The organism is Geomonas sp. RF6, assembly GCF_021044625.1.
Taxonomy (GTDB): Bacteria; Desulfobacterota; Desulfuromonadia; order Geobacterales; family Geobacteraceae; genus RF6.
This window is the reverse complement of sequence record NZ_CP087999.1, coordinates 2,122,674-2,141,613: the sequence shown is the minus strand read 5'-3', so window position 1 is coordinate 2,141,613 and position 18,940 is coordinate 2,122,674. Positions and strand designations below refer to the sequence as shown.

The window sequence follows — 18,940 nt, the reverse complement described above, 5'->3', positions numbered from 1 at the left end:
CGGAACGACAAAAGAAAAGGCGCAAAGGGCGGGGGCTATCCCCTCAGTACCCTTTGCGCCTTTTTTCTCTTCAGCTCAGCGCCAAACTACCACGCCCCTTCCGGCACACCCCTCATGGCCTCCACGATCTCCCGCCGGGCCGCCCCCACCGTGAGGGGGATCCTTCGGAACGGTAGTTTCTCCTCGTGCTTCAGCCGGTAGATAAGCTCCGCGATGTGCGGGAGCCGCAGCTTGACGCTGTGCAACTCCTCGGGCGCGGTGAAGACCTCCTCCGGAGTCCCTCCCCGCACCAGCCTGCCACGGCTGAGAATGTGCAGCCTGTGCAGGAAAACGGGGACCAGGTCGACGCTGTGGGTAGCCATCACCACAGTCACGCCGCGCTCCCTGTTGAGTCGCGTCAGGAGCTCCATCATGCGGTACTCCCCCATCGGGTCGAGCCCCGCCGTCGGCTCGTCCAGAAGGAGAATCCCGTGCCCCATCGCGAGAAGCCCCGCGATGCACACCCTTTTCTTCTGGCCGTAGCTCAGATGCTGTATCGCCTTCCCCGCATACTCCGCCATATCAACGCTGTACAGCGCCTCCTCCACCCTCTGGCGGACCTCGTTCTCCGCGCACCCCATGTTGCGGGGCCCGAAGGCGGTGTCCTCAAAGACCGAATGCGCGAAGAGCTGGTCATCGGGGTTCTGGAAGACGAGCCCCATCTTTGCATAGATCTCGCGCGGATGGAGACGCAGCACGTTCACGCCGTCCAGGCGCGACTCCCCTTCGTACCCCTTGATGAGCCCGTCCATGACCTTCAGAAGGGTGGTCTTGCCGGAGCCGTTGGAGCCGAGGATCCCTGCGAATTCCCCCTCCGTAATGGAGAGTTGGATATCGGCGAGCGCGACGCTGCCGTCCGGGTATGCGAACCGTTTTATGTCGACCGAGAGACGTTGCGGCTTTTCCATCAAGATTCCCGTTGAAGTTAGAGAGAGCGCAGCACAGCCATCCCGGAGACCAGGAGGACGGAGAAGAGGACCTCCGCGGCCACGAAAGGATGGTGCTGCAGCATCGGCAGTTCCCCGGTGTACCCTCGCTGCACCATGGCGGTGGTCATGCTCTGGCTGCTGTCGAACGCCTTCAGCACGAGCACTCCCGCGAGTGTCCCGAACGAGCGGAGCCCCCGACGGTACCCGGCATAGCCGAGGCGGTTTTTCTGCGCACTGTACACGACATGTGCGTCGTCGAGGAGGAGGAAAAGGTAGCGCCAGGCAAAGAGCGAGATCTCCAGAAAGACCTTCGGCACCTTGAGCCAGGAGAGCGCCGCCATGAGCTCGGTGAACTGGGTGGAGTACCCCACAACCGCCAGCACCGATACGCCCCCTGCAATGCGGCTGGCAATCACCGCCCCCTCGAGGAGACCGTCCCGATGTGCGAGCACCTCCAGCCCCCAAAGGTGCAGGGTGAAGAGGGGAACCTTCCCGGCGCAGAATATCTTCAGCAGCAAGAGAGTGCAGGCGATGAAGGCCGGCTCGGCGAAGCGGAGCAGCACCCTTTTTGCTGGTACTCCCAGGTGGAAACAGAGCCCGAGTGAAAAAAGCGCCACCAGCAGGGGGAAGACAATCCCTTTGCAGCTGATCACCATAACCAGGAGCACGACGGCGGTGACGACCTTCACCCTGGCATCCGCGCGGCACAGGCGATGTGCGGGACGGCTCTTTACATCGGAAAAGTGGTGGTGCATGGTTTACCTGCGAGTGAAATAGTTTTGGGCGAAGGCAGGAACTGCCTCCCTTCGTCATTTGCGCATGAGGTCCCGCCAGTAGTACCCGGCGATAAAGCCGCCTGCTGCGCCGGCGGCCAGGAATAGGAAGAGCAGGAGATCACCCTCCCCCGGATCGAAGAGCGGCCGCGATGCCTCCCGCCCATGTTCCCTCGCGATCTTTTCCACCACCGCCTCATCGACGCCGGTGTACGCTTTCGGAGCCGAGGTGAAGAAGTAAAACGCCAAAAGGAGACTCGGCACAAGCGCAAGACGCATGAAGCCCCTTTTTCCCCTCCCTCTTTTCTCAGCCATTCGTGGACACCTCCCCCGCTTTCAAGACCCGCATCCGTATCAGAAGATCCGGGCGCTTCTGGGAAAGAAGAGTCACCATCCCCGCCGTCACGGCTCCCTCCAGGATGCCGATCGGCAGCTGCGTCGGGACGAAGGCAAGGAGCACTTTCACGAAGAGGGGCATGAGGGGCGCATCCCCCCGAATCCCGCTGGCAAGCACAAACGAGGTCGCCGCATAGGTGAACCAGTCGGCGGCGATGCCGGCTAGGAAAGCGGCGACAGCAAGAGAGCCGCCCGCCCTGCGGACCGTTTTGAACACGGCGAATGCCGCGAAGGAGCCGACCACCCCCATGGAGAAGACGTTCGCGCCGAGTGTCGAGAGGCCGCCGTGCGCCAGAAAGAGCGCCTGGATCAGGAGAGCGACCGCCGATATCAGCACGCTCAGGAGCGGACCGGCGAGTATCGCGGCGATCCCGGTGCCGCAAGGGTGAGAGCAGGTCCCGGCTGTCGGGACCGGTATCGGCATGCAGGAGATTATGAAGACGACGGCCGCCAGCATCCCCACCAGCGGCTTCATGGAGAGATCTTCCCGCGCCAAAGCGGTGAGCCGCCTGACACCGAGAGCAACGAAGGGGAGCGCCGCTGCACTCCAGGCAATAGCCCAGGAGAACGGGAGGATTCCCTCCGAGATATGCATGGCGTGAGCGGGGGTAGCGGCTATGAGAAATAGCAGCAGTGCCGTAATTAAATTCATCAGTTCTCCATAACCGTGGTGGCGGCTTCGCGTCCCCCCCTCTTTTATTGCTCATCCGCAAATACCGGGGAGCCAGCGTGAGGAAGGTACCCCCTCCCTTGACGGGAGGGGGACAGGGGGTGGGTGAAGCTGCCATCTGCTGGACTGGGGGCACCTTCTCCCCCACCCTGTCCCTCCCCCGCAAGGGGGGAGGGGACGGTCCGGCCGACGTTAACGGAGGGGACAGGACCGCGACGAAATCCCATCATCTGCAGCTAGATCTTGTCTCCTGCCAGATCACCCGCAAAGAGTTTCGCCGCACCGCGGGAGGCGCAGAAATCTCCGCACATGGTGCAGGTGCTCTCGTCCTCCGGGGTCCGGCTTGCCCGAATCGCTGCGGCGTCGTGCGGGAAGAGCGCAAGCTCGAACTGGCGCTGCCAGTCCAGATCCCGTCGCGCCTTGCTCATCTCCTTGTCCCGCTCCCTGCCACGCTCCGGGTATTTGTTCATGTCCCCGATGTACGCCGCGATTTTCGCAGCCTTCACCCCCATACGGACATCCTCCTCGTTGGGGAGCGCCAGGTGCTCGGCGGGGGTGATGTAGCAGATGAGATCCGCGCCGTAGCGGGAGGATTGCGCAGCTCCTATTGCCGCGGTGATGTGGTCGAAGCCGGGCGCGACGTCGGTGGCAATCGGACCGAGCATGTAATACGGTGCTCCGCCGCTCATCCTCTTTTGCAGCTTTATGTTCCCCTCGATCTCGTCGAGCGGCACGTGTCCCGGCCCCTCCACCAGCATCTGGCACCCCATCTCGCGCCCCAGCTCGGCAAGCTCGCAGTTGATGAGGAGCTCCTGGATCTGGGCGCGGTCGCTGGAGTCGTGGATCGCCCCGGCCCGCAGCCCGTTTCCGAGGGAGAGGACCGTGTCGTACTTCTTGAGGATCCCCACCACCCTGTCGAACTGCTCGTACAGCGGGTTCTCACGCCCCGTCGCCAGCATCCACGCCGCCATGCTCACCCCACCCTTCGAGACGAGGCCGCCGTAGCGGTACCCCTGGCGCTTCAGGCGCTCCAGGGTGTACAGGTTGATGCCGCAGTGCACCGCCATGAAGGCCATGCCGTCGGCGCACTGCCGCTCGATGATGTCGAAGAGCATCTCGTCGTCCAGCTTGTTGGGGTTGCCGTACTTGCGGCTCGCCTCGCAAAACGCCTGGTACAGCGGGACGTTTCCTACCGGCAGGTCGACCGCCGCGATCACCTCGCGCCGCACCCGGTCGAGATCGCCGCCGACCGAGAGCTCCATGAGGGTATCGGCGCCTGATTCCTCTGCGGCACGGGCCTTGGCGACCTCGGAGGCGTAGTCGATGATGTCCGAAGAGGTGCCGATGGAGGCGTTCACCTTCGTCCGCAGCCCTTCCCCGATACCGACCGCTTTCGGCTTCCTCACGCTGTTCCAGGGGATGACGATCCGCCCCTGCGCCGTCTTCTCCCGTACGAATTCGGGAGACACGCCTTCGTTTTGGGCGACTGCCGCCATCTGCTCGCTGATTATCCCTGCGCGTGCTAGCTCGATCTGGGTCTTCATCTGGTAATCCTTTCGCGGTACTCCCTGCAGGAGTCGACAAAGCTGGCGGCCAGCCCCGGAGCGCTGCCGAAGTGGAGATGGATGTAGGAGGCGAGGCAATTTTTGTACAGGAACCCTTCGCTCCCGAGCGACACCCCTTTGCGGCGCACTGAGTAGAGACGCTCGACGCGGTCCGGAACCGCGTCCATTTCGGAGTAGTGGAATTCGTGTCCGCGTGCGGTCGTTCCGGTATCGCCGAGGAGCCCGTCGCGGGCGAAGGTGACCTCGCGGTAGCCGAGCGCCTTGCGACGCGGCAGCATCCTGGCCTGCACCGGATAGACCCCCACGAAACGCTCCGTCACCCCGTCCGCCAGGACGCCGTCGGTGAGGTAGATAAAGCCGCCGCACTCGGCGTACACCGGCATCCCCGCCTCCACCGCATCCCTGATGGCACCTGCCATGGCGTGATTTCTGGAGAGGTGCGAGGCGAAGAGCTCGGGGTAGCCACCGGGGAGGTAGATCCCGGATACCCCTTCCGGAAGTGCCGAATCCTCCAGCGGCGAGAATTCCTTCAACCGCGCCCCCGCTTTCTGCAGGAGGCGCAGGTTGTCTTCGTACACGAAGCAGAATGCCGCATCCCGCGCGACCGCAAGCTCCACGTCGCTGGCCGGGACAGCAGGAGAGCCCAGGACAGGTCGGGGCGCGGCGGCCGACACTTTCAGCAGACGGTCCAGATCGATGTGGCGCTCAATCACCTCGGCGAGGCGGCCGAGAAAGTCGGGGGAGAGCGGATTGTCCTCGGCGGTGACCAGTCCGAGGTGGCGGGAGGGTATCGCCAGGAAAGGGTCCCGGGGCAGGCAGCCGAGGACCGGCAGGTCGGGGTTGGAGGCAAGAAGCGCCTCGCGCAGGACCTTTTCGTGATTCTCGCTCCCCACGTTGTTGAAGATCACCCCGCACACCTTCAACGCTGGGTCGAAGGTGGTGAAGCCGTGCACCAGTGCAGCGGCGCTGCGCCCCTGGCTTCGGCCGTCCACCACCAGAAGTACCGGCGCACCGATAATTTTGGCGACCTGCGCCGTGCTCCCCGCCTCCGATGAGCCTCCGATACCGTCGAAAAGCCCCATGGCGCCTTCGATGACAGCCACGTCGGCGGCAGCGGCATGATGGGCGTAGGTGTCGCTAATAAAGGAAGTCGGGCACATCCAGCCGTCGAGGTTGACGGACGCGGTCCCGGTCACGGCGCGGTGGTAGCCGGGGTCGATGAAGTCAGGCCCCGTCTTGAAGGGAGCGATCCGCAGGCCGCGCCGCTTCAGTGCCTCCATGATCCCTAAGGAAACGGTGGTTTTGCCGCAGCCGCTGTGGGGCGCGGCGATGACGATGGCGCTGGTCACTCTCTTGCTCCGCCGTTAAGAAGTTTCACCACTGCATTGCCGTCGGCATAGTAGTCGATGATGTTGAGGCAGCAGTAGTCCTGCGCGATGTTGAAAAGGGCGCCAAGGGGGGCACCGATGGCGTGCAGGAGAATGACGCGGTTGACGCCGCCATGGGCCACCACCAGTACCTCCTCGCCCCGATGCCGCTCCACTATCTCGCGGAATCCTGGCATCACCCGCTCCGAAAGCTCCACCAGGGTCTCCCCTTTCGGCATGCGGAAATTGACGGGGTCCGCCAGGCGCTCCTCGAGCTCGCCGGGGCGGTTTTCCTGTATATCGGCGAGAGACAGTCCTTCCCACTCGCCGACGTTCAGTTCCCTGAGCGCACTCACCGGCACCGGCGTGATCCCCAGGTGGCCGGCGAGGATGTCGCCCCCCTGGATGCAGCGGGTGAGGTCGCTGGTGTAGCAGGCGGTGATCTTCGCCTTTTCCAGCCGCGGCTTGAGCAGGTGGTACTGCTCCACGCCTCGATCGGAGAGGGGGACATCGCGCTGGCCGTTGTAGCGGTGCGCCGGGTTGACCTCGCCGTGGCGGATCAGATGGATTCTCGTCTTCGGGGTCATGTGCCGGCTCCTCATGATATGGTGGAAATGGAGATGCCGGAAACGCTGCGCTTATTCCGGCCTACAACTTCAGATGCCTAACCAGTTTCTCTACCGCCCGCCGACCAGCATCAGCATCACCAGGAGGCAGCCGATCTCGTTGAGCTCGCTGTTACACCCGATGACGTCTCCGGTGATCCCGCCCAGCCTCCTGTGAGCCCACGATTTCATGCTCCAGGTCAAAGCCGCAAGCGCCGCGACGCAGTAGATTCCGTTGAGCCCGAAGAGGAAAAGACCGATGCCGAGAGTGCTGACGCCAGCGACCGCGAGCTGCCCCCATCCCGCGCCGCCGATGAAGAGCGACCCCAGCCCGTCCCGCCGCGCCCGCTGCGCCCCCACGGTCATCAGCACCTGGGAGAACCGCGCCACCAGCGGGAAGAAGAGGAGCACCTGCCGCTTGCAAGGGAGGGGTAGCGCCAGGAGGGCCTGATACTTCAAAAGAAGCGCCAGCACCAGCGCAGCGCCCCCCACCGCCCCCACCCGCGGGTCCTTCATGACCTCGAGAAACCTCTCCCGCGAGCCCCGCGCCGCGAGCCCATCGCAGACATCGGCGAGGCCGTCGAGGTGCAATCCGCCGGTCACCACGGTGCAGAGGGCCACGAGTATCAGATCCCCAACAGACCGCGGCAGCAGCGCCCCCATGAGGTAGTCGGCGCAGACGAGGAGCGCGCCGATGACCAGCCCGACGAGCGGGAAGACGGCCATGGAGCGCCCGAGATCATCGTCATCGCAACGCACCGCAAAGGGAAGCGGCACGATGGTCAGAAACTGGAATGCGATGACGAAAAACCTCATCGTCTTACCCCTCCGGACCTCTACCCTGCGCTGACTCCGGCCTCGTCAAATGTCGCCATCTCGTTCAGGACCTTTACCCCCGCCTCGATGAGAGACATGGCGAGAGCCGCGCCTGTCCCTTCGCCGAGGCGAAGCTTCAGGTCGAGCAACGGCTGGGCGCCCATTCTCTGCAGCATGAGGGCATGGCCGACCTCCACGGAAGAGTGGGCGGCAAAGACATAGTCACGCGCGGCGGGATGCATTTCGCAGGCGATGAGAGCTCCTGCCGTGGAGATGAAGCCGTCCACCACCACCGGAATCCTGTTTGCCGCCGCCCCGAGTACCAAACCGGCTATGCCCGCTATTTCCAGACCACCGACCTTCGCCAGCACCTCGAGCGGATCCTCCGGGTTCGGGCGGTGCAGCGCGAGAGCCTCCTCGATCACCTCGACCTTCCGCTTCAGTGCCGCGTCGTTGATACCGGTCCCGCGGCTGGTGACCTCGGAGACGGAGCACCCGGAGAGAGCGGCGATGATGGCGGAAGAAGGTGTGGTGTTTCCGATCCCCATCTCTCCGGTGCCGAGCATGGCAACCCCTTCCCGCTTCGCCTCGTCGGCGAGGGAAATGCCGACTTCGATCGCTGCGACAGCCTCCTCCGTCGTCATCGCGCTATTTTTCGCGAAGTTGCGGGTACCGCGTGCGATCTTCCGGATGGTGAGGCCCGGGGCGGGGACGAAATCGTAGTCTACGCCGATGTCGACGACGCGCACCTCGGCGCCGGCGTGGCGTGCCAGGACATTTACTCCGGCACCACCGGAGAGGAAGTTGAGGACCATCTGGGGAGTGACTTCTTTCGGAAAGGCCGAGACCCCTTCATCGACGACGCCATGGTCGCCGGCGAAGGTGTAGATGACTTTCTTCTCTGTTTCCGGGGAGAGGGTGCGCCTGATTGCCGCAACGCGGCGGGCGACCTCTTCGAGCCGCCCGAGGGACCCGACCGGCTTCGTCTTTTGATCGAGCTTTGCCTGCGCCTTCGTGAGGAATGCCTCTTCTACCGGCTCGATCCGGCCGAGCGTATTCTGTAACAGTTCCATTTCTCCCCTCCTTTAAAATTTCATCGCAATAAAACCAGCAGGTCCTGCTCACTTCAGCTTCAGCGGCATCCCCGAAATCGAAACGTAGACTTCATCAGCCGCGGCGGCGATGATCTGGTTCGCCTCCCCCGCTAGGTCTCGGAAAGTGCGAGCCAGCGGATGCTCCGGCACGATCCCCATCCCCACTTCGTTCGTCACCAGAATAAGGGGGGTGGAGAAGGTCGAAAAAGCCGCCGCGAGCTCCCGGACCCGCGAAATGATCTGCGAGGCGTCCCCCTCCAGAGCAAAGAGGAGGTTCGAAAGCCAGAGCGTGATGCAGTCGACGAGGAAGATGCTGTAGCGCCCCTCGTTCCTTTGGAGCGCCGCGAGAAGCTCCAGAGGCTCCTCAACCGTCTCCCATCCTGCCCCCCGCCTCTCCTGGTGACGCGCGATTCGTTCCGTCATCTCTGCGTCACGGGGCTCGGCGGTGGCAAGATAGCCGCGCAGGGGGGGATACCCCTCTGCCAACTGCTCCGCAAAACGGCTCTTGCCGCTGCGCGCCCCCCCGGTTACCAGTACGATCTTGGACATAAAAAAGACCCGCCTCCAGGTGGAGGACGGGTCTCAAGTCGGAAAGCGGGTGCGATTTCTGGCTTAGGCCCTCTGCCACGGAGGTTCCTTGAGCAAGCATCCAGGCAGGTTTCCTGACTTACGGGTCAATTTACTTGCCGCGCCTTCCCGAGATAGTCAGTGGCTTCAAAGCGGCTTTCATCACCGTTCACAGTTGCGGGACAGCGAGGGATTCTCACCCTCTTCCCTTTTACCCCCTCTCGGGGCACCTGAATGATTCTAGTATTTAATTTTGTGCGTTTTCTATCAGACGGAGCCAGCAAAGTCAAACAGAAAGGAGTCTGAGCTTCTTCTCACGCATTTTTTCTTACGTCTCAGCCAGCTTCCGGACGAAGGGGTGGTCAAGACGCTTCAATACCCGCGTTCTCCGGCTGCTCCGTTCCTTCAGCGCCGACTTCGAGGAGCGCGTCGATGCGCGCCCAGATGCCGTCCTTCCCCTCTTTGGAAAGGGCGGAGAAGAAGCTCAGCTCGCTCTTTTCGACCCCCAGCCGCTCGGCGATGATGGCAGTCTGCCTGGCGCGCTCGTTCTTGGAGACCTTGTCGCACTTCGTGACCACCACGATCGGCGGAACGGAGTAGGCACGCAGCCACTCGAGCATCTGCAGGTCCTCCTCCACCGGGGTCCGGCGGATGTCCACAATGAGGACGACCCCGCGCAGGTTGCGTCTCTTGGAGAGGTAGGTCTCCATCATCGGCCGCCACGCCTTCTTCACCTCCAGCGGGACCTTCGCATAGCCGTAGCCGGGAAGATCGACGAGGGTGAAGCAGTCGTTGACCTGGAAAAAGTTGATGAGCTGGGTGCGCCCGGGGGTCGAGCTGGTCCGCACCAGGTTCTTGCGGTTTACCAGCACGTTGACCAGCGAGGATTTCCCGACGTTGGAGCGGCCGGCAAAGGCGATCTCCGGAAGATCCCCCTCCGGGTAATGGGCTGGCCTCGTGGCACTTTTTACGAAATGGGCGCTTTTTACTATCACGGTCCGTCCTTTTTTTTCTGCAGTATAGCCGCGCGTTGCCGCCGCTTTCAATGATAATCGCCGCTTGCTGGCGATTTCCTCGAGGTGAATCTTATTTTCTGAGCAGCTGTCGTCACTCCTCAAGTTACCGGCGTTTCTTCCGAAGAGATGGATGGAACCCCATCCTGCCCCCGACCCTCCCGTTGGAAAGAGCTAAGTGGTTATCCATATCAGGTAAGACAGACAGAGGTATGCCGTGACAATGAACAAGGAACTAGAAGCCGCAATCAACTCGGCGGTTGATCTGCCGACCATCCCCGTGGTGGCACTGAAGGTGATGCAGCTGATCGAGAGCGAAAGCGCCACCGCCGATGAACTGGCGAAGGTGGTCGCTTCCGATCCTGCCGTGGCCGCCCGCGTCCTCAAGATATCGAACTCCTCCTTCTACGGGTGCCAGCGCCAGATCCAGACGCTATCGACCGCTGTCGTCATCCTCGGGTTCAGCACCTTGCGCAGCCTCGTGGTGGCGGCATCCGTGAAGCAGGTGTACAAGCCGTACGGCCTCACGGAGAAGATGCTGTGGGAGCACTCCTTTGCGGCGGGGCTGGCAGCGCGCATCATCGCCAGCGCGACCCGGGCCGCGAACGAGGAGGAGGCCTTCCTCGCCGGGCTCTTCCACGACATCGGGAAGATCATCATGAACACGCTGGACAAGAGGAAGTTCCAGGACGTGATGCAGCTGTGCTACAACGAGGGGATTTCCTTCCGGGAAGGGGAGAAGCTCCTGTACCCCTTCGGGCACGACGAGGTCGGAGCCCACGTGATCCGCAAGTGGAACTTCCCGCAGCTCCTTACCGACGCCGTCCTGCAGCACCATGCGCTGGACTTCGACGAGATCTCGGATCCAGCGGTGGTGAACCTCGCGGCAGTCATCTCCCTTGCGGACCTCTTCTGCCTGAAGCTGGGGATCGGGGTGAGGGAGCCGCAGGAGCTGGATGTAGCCGGCTCGAAGGCGGCAGCTCTCCTGCGCATGAATGAGCAGAAGGTGAACGAGGTCATGGAAATATTTCGGGAAGCGTTCGAGAAGGACCGCACCGTCTTCGCCTGACCTTGGCCCTGTCCGGGCCTCAGGCGTAGGTCTCTTCGTCGGAGCTCTCGCCGAGGACCCTTTTTCTCGCCTCCTCCGATATCGTTACACTGTCCCGCCGTTGCTTCTGCTTCGGCGGGTCTTCTTTTTTGCGCTGGCGCTCTCTCTGCCCCCCCAACGGCTCGATCGGCACATTCTCATAGACCTTTTCCACCGTGTAGTCCATATCCCCCTCCGTATTTGCCGAACGCATCAGCAGAAATGATATTCATGAACATGAATTTGTCCAGCGCCTCCGGGGACATACATCTTGTTTCACGGCCGGGGCTATTGTATAGTGCGAAGATGTGGTGGTTCTGCACAGTTACGGCCAAACCGCCCGCCATTTCGATGGACAATGCACCTCGCGGATCATTAAAACGGGCCTCCTGCCCTGGAAGAACACCGAAGGCAGGCACCGTGCAGCCAGTCAATCTTCCCCTCAGCGAACCCAGCTCACATCCAGCGATGGTCGCGAAGCCGGCGCGTCGAGCGGAAACCGCCCCGCAGGGGACGTCGTGCGGCAGGAGACACGCGACGCCGTCCCGCACCTTTCCAGGAGCTTCCTCTTCATGAAACTAAACACAAAGCTCGTGATGATCATGCTGTCCCTCCTGATCATGGCCGTGCTCATCCTCTTCGTGATGAACCAGGCCAGCCAGAACGACCTGGTGCAGGAGATCCAGGAGAGCTCCACGGAAGTATCAAAGGCGATCCAGCTCAGTGTCGAGGACCTGACCTCCGACTCGGAGCTCGAGTCGTCCCGCCTGAAGGAGTACATGAAACAGGCGAAGACGAAGGGGATCAACCAGATCAACATCATCAGCAACGAGGGGGAGATCATCAACTCCTCCGACCCGGCGCAGGTCGGGAAGAAGCGTGAGATAAAGAAGCTGGAAAAGGGGCTGAAGGCACGCAAAGGTGGAGCTAGCTCCGTGAATGCCTCACTGCACCCCTACGACCTGGTGGTCCCGGTCATCGTGGGGGATGAGCAGCTTGGCTACGTACAGGTCAATCTCCTGCTGGACAACATCCGGGACATCCAGCATGCGAACTTCGTGCGGCGTCTCGCGGCCACCAGCATGGTCTTCGTCATCGGCATGATCCTCACCATCTTCCTCGCCCGCAGGTACACGGCACCGATCCATCGACTGGCGAGCGGCGTGAAGGACGTCTCCGCCGGGGACCTGAGCGTGACCTTTCAGGTCCAGAGCGGCGACGAGATGGGGGAGCTCGCGGAGAACCTGAACGAGATGGTTGCAAAGCTGAAGGAGAGGGAGCTTCTGGAAAAGCGGCTTTTCGAGGCGGAACACCTCTCCAAGGTCGGGCAGCTCGCCTCCGGCATCGCCCACGAGATAAGAAACCCGCTGAACTACATAAGCCTTGCCATCGACCACCTGCAGAGCGAGCTTTTACCGATTTGCCCGGGGCGCAGCGACGAGCTCACCAGCATCACCTCCACGATCAAAGAAGAGGTGCGCAAGGCGAACTACATGGTGCTGAATTTCATGAACTACGGGCGCCCCCTCAAGCTGCGCCGGCAAAAGATCTCGTACGCTGACCTGCTGGACAAGACGATGCCGATCCTGCAGGACAAGCTGCGGGAGCAGCAGATAGAGGTCGTGCGGGAAATTGCGGCGGATCTGCCCGTTATAAATGTGGACCCGGAGCTCATGCGGAACTGCCTGACCAACTTCATCACCAACGCCGCGCAGTCGATGCACGATGGCGGGAAGATCGTGCTCGGCGCGACGCTCGATGAGAAGAACGGCACCGTCCGCCTTACCTTCAGCGACTCCGGAACAGGGATCCCCCCGCAGGACCTGGAAAAGGTGTTCCAGCCGTACTTCACCACGAAGGAAGCGGGGATCGGGCTCGGGCTCGCCATTACCGAGAGGATCGTGAAGGAACACGGCGGTTCGCTGGAAGTGGCGAGCACCGTGGGAGTGGGGACGACCTTCACTGTCATCCTCCCCGCGGAGCAGCAGCCCGCGCAGAACCAGGATTCAGCAGCGCCGCAGAGCTCCGCGGCGTAGCAGGATCGAGTCGGTCAGGCGACGGGAGGCCTTTGTAGGCCGGGATAAGCCAAAGGCGTTCCCGGCGTCGGCGCCAGCCGATTCACGTTGCGGACGAGGTTGCCGGAAACGCTTCGCTTATTCCGGCCTACATCTTACACAAGATCAGCATTTTTCATCTCCCGCACCTCCCTTCCAAGGGGAACCGGTGAGGATGGCATGAAATAGAAGGAGCGCGCATGAACGGCAGCATTCTGGTAGTCGACGACGAAAAGGGGCAGCGGGACATCCTCAGCACCATTCTCGGCAAGGAAGGGTACCGGGTCCGCGCCGTCTCCGGAGCCAGGGAGGCCCTCCTGGAACTGGAGCGGGAGGAGTTCGACCTCATCCTCACCGACCTGAAGATGCAGGGGATGTCCGGCATGGAGCTCATGGAACGGGTGCTCGCCGAGACGCCGCGCCAGTGCGTGGTGATGATGACCGCGCACGGCACCGTCGACTCGGCGGTGGAGGCGATGAAGAAGGGTGCGTTCGACTACCTGGAGAAACCGCTGGAGCGGGATGACCTGATCCTCACCCTGCAGCGCGCCTTCGAGCACATCGCGCTCCTGAAGGAAAACAGGGTCCTGCACAAGAAGCTCGCGGAGACGAAGCGGCTTCCGAACATGATCGGCGACCACCCGAAGATGATGGAGGTGGTGCGCATGATCAACAAGATCGCGCCGACGCAGACGACGGTTCTGATCTACGGCGAATCGGGGACCGGGAAGGAGCTGGTCGCCCGCGCGGTCCACGACGGCAGCCCCCGCAGGGAAAAGCCGTTCTTTGCCATCAACTGCGCGGCGATCCCCGATTCCCTTATGGAGAGCGAGCTCTTCGGCCACGAGAAAGGCTCCTTCACCGGCGCGGGGAGCCGCGAGATCGGGCTTTTCGAGGCCGCAGAGGGGGGGACCCTCTTCCTGGACGAGATCGGGGAGATGACGGTTTCCATGCAGGCAAAGCTTTTGCGAGCCATTCAGGAAAAGGAGATCCGGCGGGTCGGGGGAAAGTTCAACATTCCGGTGGACGTGCGGATCATCTCCGCCACCAACAAGGACCTGGAGCAGGAGACGAAGAAAGGGGGATTCCGTGAGGACCTCTTTTACCGTCTGAACGTCATCAGGGTCACCCTGCCGCCGTTGCGCGAGCGCGGCAACGACGTCATCACCCTTGCCGATTTCTTCCTGAAGAAATACAGCGCCTCCTGTGGCATTCCGGTGAAGGGGATATCGAAGCCGGCGATGAAGATACTTCTCGACTACAGCTGGCCGGGGAACGTGCGCCAGCTGGAAAGCGTCATCGAGAGAGGGGTGCTGATGGCCGAGAGCGACTACATCGTGCCGGAAGATCTTCCGGCGGAAGTGCACGAACACCCCTCCCGTACCCATCTCCCCTTTGAGTTCCCTGCAGGGGGGATCTCCATCGAGGAGCTGGAGCGCGATCTCATCATAAAGGCGATGGAGCGGGCGGACTGGGTCATCAGCAAGGCTGCGCCGTTGCTCGGCATCAGCTATAAGACGCTGCAGTATCGCCTGGAGAAGTTCAACATCGCAAAACCGGGGAGCTGACGCTCCGCCAGGAGGGGAAGGTCGAAGCGTGCCGTTCAACTATGAAAGCCAGCAACTTCATCACGAAGTGCTGGCTTTTTCTTTTCCTTCTTTCCGTTGTCATTCACAGGGAGCCCGGGTCCGGGTGCCACAGAAATACCTCGAGGGGGATGCGGCCGTCTCGCTCAAACGCTATCCCTTCCGCTTCCAGGCGTACTCTTTGGAACTCGTCCTCTGCCCCGCCGTCGGCGCGGAGGCTGATACGTCCTGCCGCATTGACGACGCGGTGCCACGGCACCCCCGACTGATTCGGCAGGGAGCGGAGGGCGTATCCCACGAGCCGCGCCCGCCCCGGCATTCCGGCCAGCCCCGCGACCTGCCCGTAGGTGGCGACGCGGCCAGGTGGGATGAGCGAGACCACCCGGTAGATGGCAGCATACTTTCCGCTCGCTGAAGATATCTGAGATGCCATGTGACGAACTCCTCCGCAGACTTTCTCACCCATTCCTATCAACCCGCGACCGGCAAGTCAACAATGCAGGGCCTGACTCTCCTGACGAAAAAAAAGCCAGGTCACCGCCGGTCTCACTTTGACCGGCGGTGCCTGGCTTTTTCCACTTCTTACTTTCTGTCTACCTGTTCCTTACCTTACCAAGGCATACCCCAGGTCGGAGCAGACGGTGCCATCGGGGAGCGATCGGGCCCGATCACCGGCCAATTGGCCGCCCGCCACCATGCCGGCTTCCCTGCGAGGTAGAGGCTCGCGGGGAGGACGCGGTCATCGGAGCCGTTCCACATCGTCTGGTTGTTGACGCTGTCCCAGTTGGCGTGGCGCAGCGATGTGGCCAGTCCACTGCCGTCGGCGAAGCTGTAGATCGCTTTCGCGCAGCTCGACTGCGGCGTCTCGTAGGCGGTTTCGAATCCGGGGGTACCGAGAACATTGCCGATCATGTTGTAGTACTGCTGGCGGCCGTGGATGTTGACCGCGTACTGCTTGCAGCTGAACCCAGTCTCGTTGATGACGCGGTTCCTGAAGAAGGTGTTGTTGCTGGAGGAGCCCCAGTAGTTGTCCGCAACCATCGACACCTTCGAGTAGTTCCCTTCGATCAGGTTCATCATCGCGTGGGACCCGTGGAAGGAGATCCCTGCCCCGGCGGTCGAGGTGCTGTTGTGATACAGGTCGTGGAGGTAGTTGTAGGCGAAGACGTTGCCGGAGCTCGCACCGTTGAAGGTGATGGCGAGTGCCAGGTGGTAGAACTCGTTATTTTCAAAGGTGTTGGCAGAGCCGCCGCTGAACCAGATGCCGTAGCCGCGGTTCCCGCCGAAGGATGCCCCGGAGGTCGCCGTCGTCGGGCTCCCCTCATGGAACTTGCAGCTGCGGATCGTGTTGCGGTAGCCGTTCCACACCCTGAAAAGCTCCTTGTAGGCGCTGACCATCTCGACGCCGACCGCCCAGCTGCTGTTCACGTTGTCCCACTGCATCGCCGCTTCCCTGGCTGCGCTCAGGCTGTTGTCCAAGGTCAGGTGCTCGATGCCGAAGCCGGTGACCTGCCCCGCGACCTTCACCACCTGTGGGGCGAGGGTGGAATCGTACGGCCAGTAGGTCGGCATCTCCAACGTCGCGGAGGTAGAGGACGGCACGGAGGTTACCCGCGCATACTGCCCGAGTGATCTGCCGCCGGAGGCCCTGCCGCACCAGGTGCACGCCCCGCCGTCCCCCTGGTTGCTGACCGGCGGGTTATCGGCGCCGTTGTTGACCTGGTCGATAAGGATGATGTCACCCGCTGCCAAGCCGTGGATCGCCGAGGTATTTATAGTAGTCGAACCTTTGGCAAGGCCGCCGGAAAGAGCGACGGAAGCCGGGCTGGTGAGGGAGTAGGACCACGAAGTCGGCTCGACAAGGATAAGCTGACTGCCGGCAAAGCCGGAAAGCCCCCTGATGATCGTGCTACCCATGCCGGAGCCGCGCAGGACGACGCCTTTGCGAACCGTAAGGGTGCTGGATATTTTATAGGTACCGGGGTTCAGTTTTATTACCTGGCCCTGGGGGCAGTTGTTGATGGCGGTCTGGAGAGCTGCAGTATCATTGCTGCCGTTCGGGCTCAAAACGGTGTAGATGGTGGTCGCGGCGGGGACATCCCCGCGGACGCCGACGTTACCTTGCCAGGTCACCTTCCTGGTAGCCGGGATATTGTAAGTAGCACTGGCCACAGAAGAAAGACCAGTCATCAGGGCAAAAGCCATAAAAGATATACGTCGCCAGCCACGTCCGTTGGTGTTGCATTTGGTCATCAATTGTCTCCCTTTGAGGTTGCTTCAGATTGGGGTGCGGAAATATCGCGCGCCGCAAAAAGCGTCACGCGGCTCGCACGCCGTGTCACCTGCATCGTTCGCTGGGTTTTACTAATTTGGGGGTTTTCCCGGCAGTTTGAAAATCCGGGGTTGGGTCGCTCGCAGCATTGCGCTATGCAGCGGGCTGATATGGAAGATAGCTATCGGCGGGTTTTTCAATGAAGGGCGTCGTTGCCCTTGCGATAAAGAGAAGGTACCAAACGGTGCCCGAATAAGATGTGACGTGCGTCACAAATATGAACTTCGGACGCGACGAGGCAGACCGGGCAACGTGGCCTGTCCGACCTGTCCGACCTGTCCGACCTGTCCGACTGGTCCGACTGGTCCGACCTACTCCGGCCTCTCCGGGTCGCGCTTTTTCGTGTTATCACGGTGCTCTTTCCTGCAGCGGTACAACCTTTCTGTGATGCCGCCCTGCTCCAGAAAGTCGCGCTCCAGCCGCTCCAGCTGCCGACGCAGGAGGTAGCTCGCCTGGTGTGCCAGGCACAGCAGGATATTTGCGCACACCTCGGAGGATCCTTTCCGTATCGCCGCCAGAGCCGCCCTCAATGGCTCGTCATAGCATTCCCGCCCCTTTACAACCGGAGGCTGTGGCTGCGCCACATCGGGCTTGAGCTTCCCCGCCAGCCGCGCCCGCATCAGGCGCACCCTCTCCGAATCCTTCTCCCAGACCTGCAGCCCGTGCTGCGTCAGGTAGTCCTCGTAGTCGCGTATCAATTCCCCAAGACTCGCCCTCGCCACCCCGGTCAGCTTCAGCTCCGTCTTTTTGGAGGTCGCAGAGGCCACCGAACCTTCCGCTATGTTCTGCGGTCCGCTGCGCGCCGCCTGGACCATCTGGTCGTGCGTCCGCGACCGCAGGTCTACAAAACGGTCGCAGAAGATCACCGTCCCGTCATAAGCGGCGAGAGCCACGACGAAGCTGCGTAGCTTGCGGTAACCGCCATGCGGCGGCAGTATCAAGTCGGAGCCGCTCATCTTCCCCTCCGGAAAGAACTTCGGCTAGCGCTTCCCCTTCAGGCCGTACACGTACGCGAGGACCTCGGCGACCGCTGCGTAAAGAGATTCCGGGATCTCGGCCCCTTCCTCCACCTGCGCATAGAGCTCGCGCGCCAGAAACCGGTTCTCCACCAGGACGACCTTCGCCTCCCGCGCGATCGCCTTTATCTGCTGGGCCATCTCGTCAACGCCCTTCACCAGGACCTTCGGCGCACCCATCTGCCCGCGCTCGTACTTCAGCGCCACCGCAAAGTGGGTCGGGTTGGTGACGACGACGTCGGCGGTCGGGATGATCTGCTTCAGGCGCCGACGCGCCAGCTGCATCTGCTTCTGGCGAATCTTCCCCTTGACGCTCGGATCCCCTTCCGTGTTCTTGTGCTCGTCCTTCACCTCCTGCTTCGTCATCTTCAGGTTCTCGAGGAAGCGCCACTTTACGAAGGCGAGGTCGATCGCGGCCAGCACCAGGAGAACGCCGCAGGTGTGCAGCACCAGCTTGAAGGAAAGGTGCCCGATGAAGGACATGACACCGGAGAGGTCCTGGTCCACGAGGTAGATGATCCCGTCCATCTCGTCGGCGATGATGTGGTACGCCATGTACCCCACGATCCCCATCTTTGCGAACGACTTCGCCACCTCGAAGAGGGAGTCCTTGTTGAAAAGGCGGGAGAGACCCTGCATCGGGTTCAGCTTCCCCAGGTCGAACTTGAACTTCTCCGTGCTGAAGCTGATCCCCGCCTGCCCCACGTCGACAGCGAGCGCCGCCACGAACATGATGATCAGGAAGGGGGCCAGCATGATCCCCAGGTTCAGGAACTCCTTGATCATCAGGGCGTGGACCCCGGAAGGAGTGACCTCTATGGTGGCAAGCTCCCCGAAAATGTCCCGCGACTCGCTCTTCAGCCGCGAGAGGATCATCCCGGCACTCCCGGAGAGGGCGATCATGGCGGCGATGAGGGACAAGGCGGAGGAGAGCTCGCGGCTGCGCGGGGCGCCGTTCTTATTTCGCGCCTCCTCTATCTTCTTTTGGGAAGGTTTTTCTGTTTTGGAGTGTTTGTCCTCGGACATGGCTT

17 protein-coding genes, 1 pseudogene and 1 riboswitch are annotated in these 18,940 nt (G+C 62.0%); of the genes and pseudogenes, 3 read left to right on the top strand and 15 right to left on the bottom strand.

What is annotated here, in order from left to right:
• Positions 1 to 86 precede the first annotated feature (86 nt).
• The 10 genes and pseudogenes from LPW11_RS09235 to yihA all read right to left on the bottom strand — a co-directional run bounded on the left by LPW11_RS09235 (position 87) and on the right by yihA (position 9,816).
• Positions 87 to 947: an energy-coupling factor ABC transporter ATP-binding protein gene (locus LPW11_RS09235; RefSeq protein ID WP_230997832.1), complete on the bottom strand. Its 861-nt coding sequence runs from the start codon at positions 945 to 947 to the stop codon at positions 87 to 89.
• Between the two features lie 17 nt (positions 948 to 964).
• Positions 965 to 1,723, bottom strand: coding sequence for a cobalt ECF transporter T component CbiQ (cbiQ, locus tag LPW11_RS09230; RefSeq protein ID WP_230997831.1), 759 nt, complete (start codon positions 1,721 to 1,723; stop codon positions 965 to 967).
• Positions 1,724 to 1,777: 54 nt separating this feature from the next.
• Positions 1,778 to 2,789 (bottom strand): annotated as a pseudogene (locus LPW11_RS09225) (energy-coupling factor ABC transporter permease).
• Between the two features lie 254 nt (positions 2,790 to 3,043).
• The gene (gene thiC, locus LPW11_RS09220; protein WP_230997830.1) at positions 3,044 to 4,351 is read right to left on the bottom strand and encodes a phosphomethylpyrimidine synthase ThiC; all 1,308 of its coding nucleotides are present in this window, start codon (positions 4,349 to 4,351) and stop codon (positions 3,044 to 3,046) included.
• Positions 4,348 to 5,721 (bottom strand): cobyrinate a,c-diamide synthase, encoded by a 1,374-nt coding sequence (locus tag LPW11_RS09215; protein ID WP_230997829.1) that lies wholly within the window; start codon positions 5,719 to 5,721, stop codon positions 4,348 to 4,350. The genes thiC and LPW11_RS09215 overlap by 4 nt, the downstream gene beginning before the upstream one ends.
• Positions 5,718 to 6,326, bottom strand: coding sequence for a histidine phosphatase family protein (locus LPW11_RS09210; RefSeq protein WP_230997828.1), 609 nt, complete (start codon positions 6,324 to 6,326; stop codon positions 5,718 to 5,720). The genes LPW11_RS09215 and LPW11_RS09210 overlap by 4 nt, the downstream gene beginning before the upstream one ends.
• A 90-nt stretch (positions 6,327 to 6,416) precedes the next feature.
• Positions 6,417 to 7,160 carry an adenosylcobinamide-GDP ribazoletransferase gene (gene cobS / locus LPW11_RS09205; RefSeq protein WP_230997827.1) on the bottom strand — a complete coding sequence of 248 codons (744 nt, stop codon included), beginning with the start codon at positions 7,158 to 7,160 and terminating at the stop codon, positions 6,417 to 6,419.
• Positions 7,161 to 7,180: 20 nt separating this feature from the next.
• Complete coding sequence (cobT, locus tag LPW11_RS09200; protein ID WP_230997826.1) at positions 7,181 to 8,233, bottom strand: nicotinate-nucleotide--dimethylbenzimidazole phosphoribosyltransferase; 1,053 nt, start codon at positions 8,231 to 8,233, stop codon at positions 7,181 to 7,183.
• Positions 8,234 to 8,281: 48 nt separating this feature from the next.
• Complete coding sequence (gene cobU / locus LPW11_RS09195) at positions 8,282 to 8,803, bottom strand: bifunctional adenosylcobinamide kinase/adenosylcobinamide-phosphate guanylyltransferase (RefSeq protein WP_230997825.1); 522 nt, start codon at positions 8,801 to 8,803, stop codon at positions 8,282 to 8,284.
• Between the two features lie 86 nt (positions 8,804 to 8,889).
• Positions 8,890 to 9,070: riboswitch (cobalamin riboswitch) on the bottom strand.
• A gap of 113 nt (positions 9,071 to 9,183) precedes the next feature.
• Positions 9,184 to 9,816 carry a ribosome biogenesis GTP-binding protein YihA/YsxC gene (gene yihA / locus LPW11_RS09190; RefSeq protein WP_230997824.1) on the bottom strand — a complete coding sequence of 211 codons (633 nt, stop codon included), beginning with the start codon at positions 9,814 to 9,816 and terminating at the stop codon, positions 9,184 to 9,186.
• A 241-nt stretch (positions 9,817 to 10,057) separates the two neighbouring features.
• On the opposite strand from yihA, the gene LPW11_RS09185 reads away from it, so the two are divergent.
• Positions 10,058 to 10,903, top strand: coding sequence for an HDOD domain-containing protein (locus tag LPW11_RS09185; RefSeq protein ID WP_230997823.1), 846 nt, complete (start codon positions 10,058 to 10,060; stop codon positions 10,901 to 10,903).
• Positions 10,904 to 10,922: 19 nt separating this feature from the next.
• On the opposite strand, the gene LPW11_RS09180 is transcribed toward LPW11_RS09185, so the two are convergent.
• The gene (locus LPW11_RS09180) at positions 10,923 to 11,108 is read right to left on the bottom strand and encodes a hypothetical protein (protein WP_230997822.1); all 186 of its coding nucleotides are present in this window, start codon (positions 11,106 to 11,108) and stop codon (positions 10,923 to 10,925) included.
• Between the two features lie 385 nt (positions 11,109 to 11,493).
• Between LPW11_RS09180 and LPW11_RS09175 the strand changes: the two genes are divergently transcribed.
• The gene (locus LPW11_RS09175) at positions 11,494 to 12,957 is read left to right on the top strand and encodes a sensor histidine kinase (protein WP_230997821.1); all 1,464 of its coding nucleotides are present in this window, start codon (positions 11,494 to 11,496) and stop codon (positions 12,955 to 12,957) included.
• A 218-nt stretch (positions 12,958 to 13,175) separates the two neighbouring features.
• Entirely contained in the window at positions 13,176 to 14,543 is a 1,368-nt protein-coding gene (locus tag LPW11_RS09170) for a sigma-54-dependent transcriptional regulator (protein ID WP_230997820.1), read from the top strand.
• Between the two features lie 103 nt (positions 14,544 to 14,646).
• Here the strand turns inward: LPW11_RS09170 and LPW11_RS09165 are convergent, their stop codons facing one another.
• The 4 genes from LPW11_RS09165 to flhB form a co-directional block, all read right to left on the bottom strand.
• Entirely contained in the window at positions 14,647 to 14,994 is a 348-nt protein-coding gene (locus LPW11_RS09165; RefSeq protein ID WP_230997819.1) for an MGMT family protein, read from the bottom strand.
• 176 nt (positions 14,995 to 15,170) lie between these two features.
• Positions 15,171 to 16,733 carry a right-handed parallel beta-helix repeat-containing protein gene (locus LPW11_RS09160; RefSeq protein ID WP_230997818.1) on the bottom strand — a complete coding sequence of 521 codons (1,563 nt, stop codon included), beginning with the start codon at positions 16,731 to 16,733 and terminating at the stop codon, positions 15,171 to 15,173.
• A gap of 471 nt (positions 16,734 to 17,204) precedes the next feature.
• Positions 17,205 to 17,849, bottom strand: a complete 645-nt coding sequence (locus LPW11_RS09155; protein WP_230997817.1) for a four helix bundle suffix domain-containing protein — start codon at positions 17,847 to 17,849, stop codon at positions 17,205 to 17,207.
• 24 nt (positions 17,850 to 17,873) lie between these two features.
• Entirely contained in the window at positions 17,874 to 18,935 is a 1,062-nt protein-coding gene (gene flhB / locus LPW11_RS09150; RefSeq protein WP_230997816.1) for a flagellar biosynthesis protein FlhB, read from the bottom strand.
• Positions 18,936 to 18,940 lie beyond the last annotated feature (5 nt).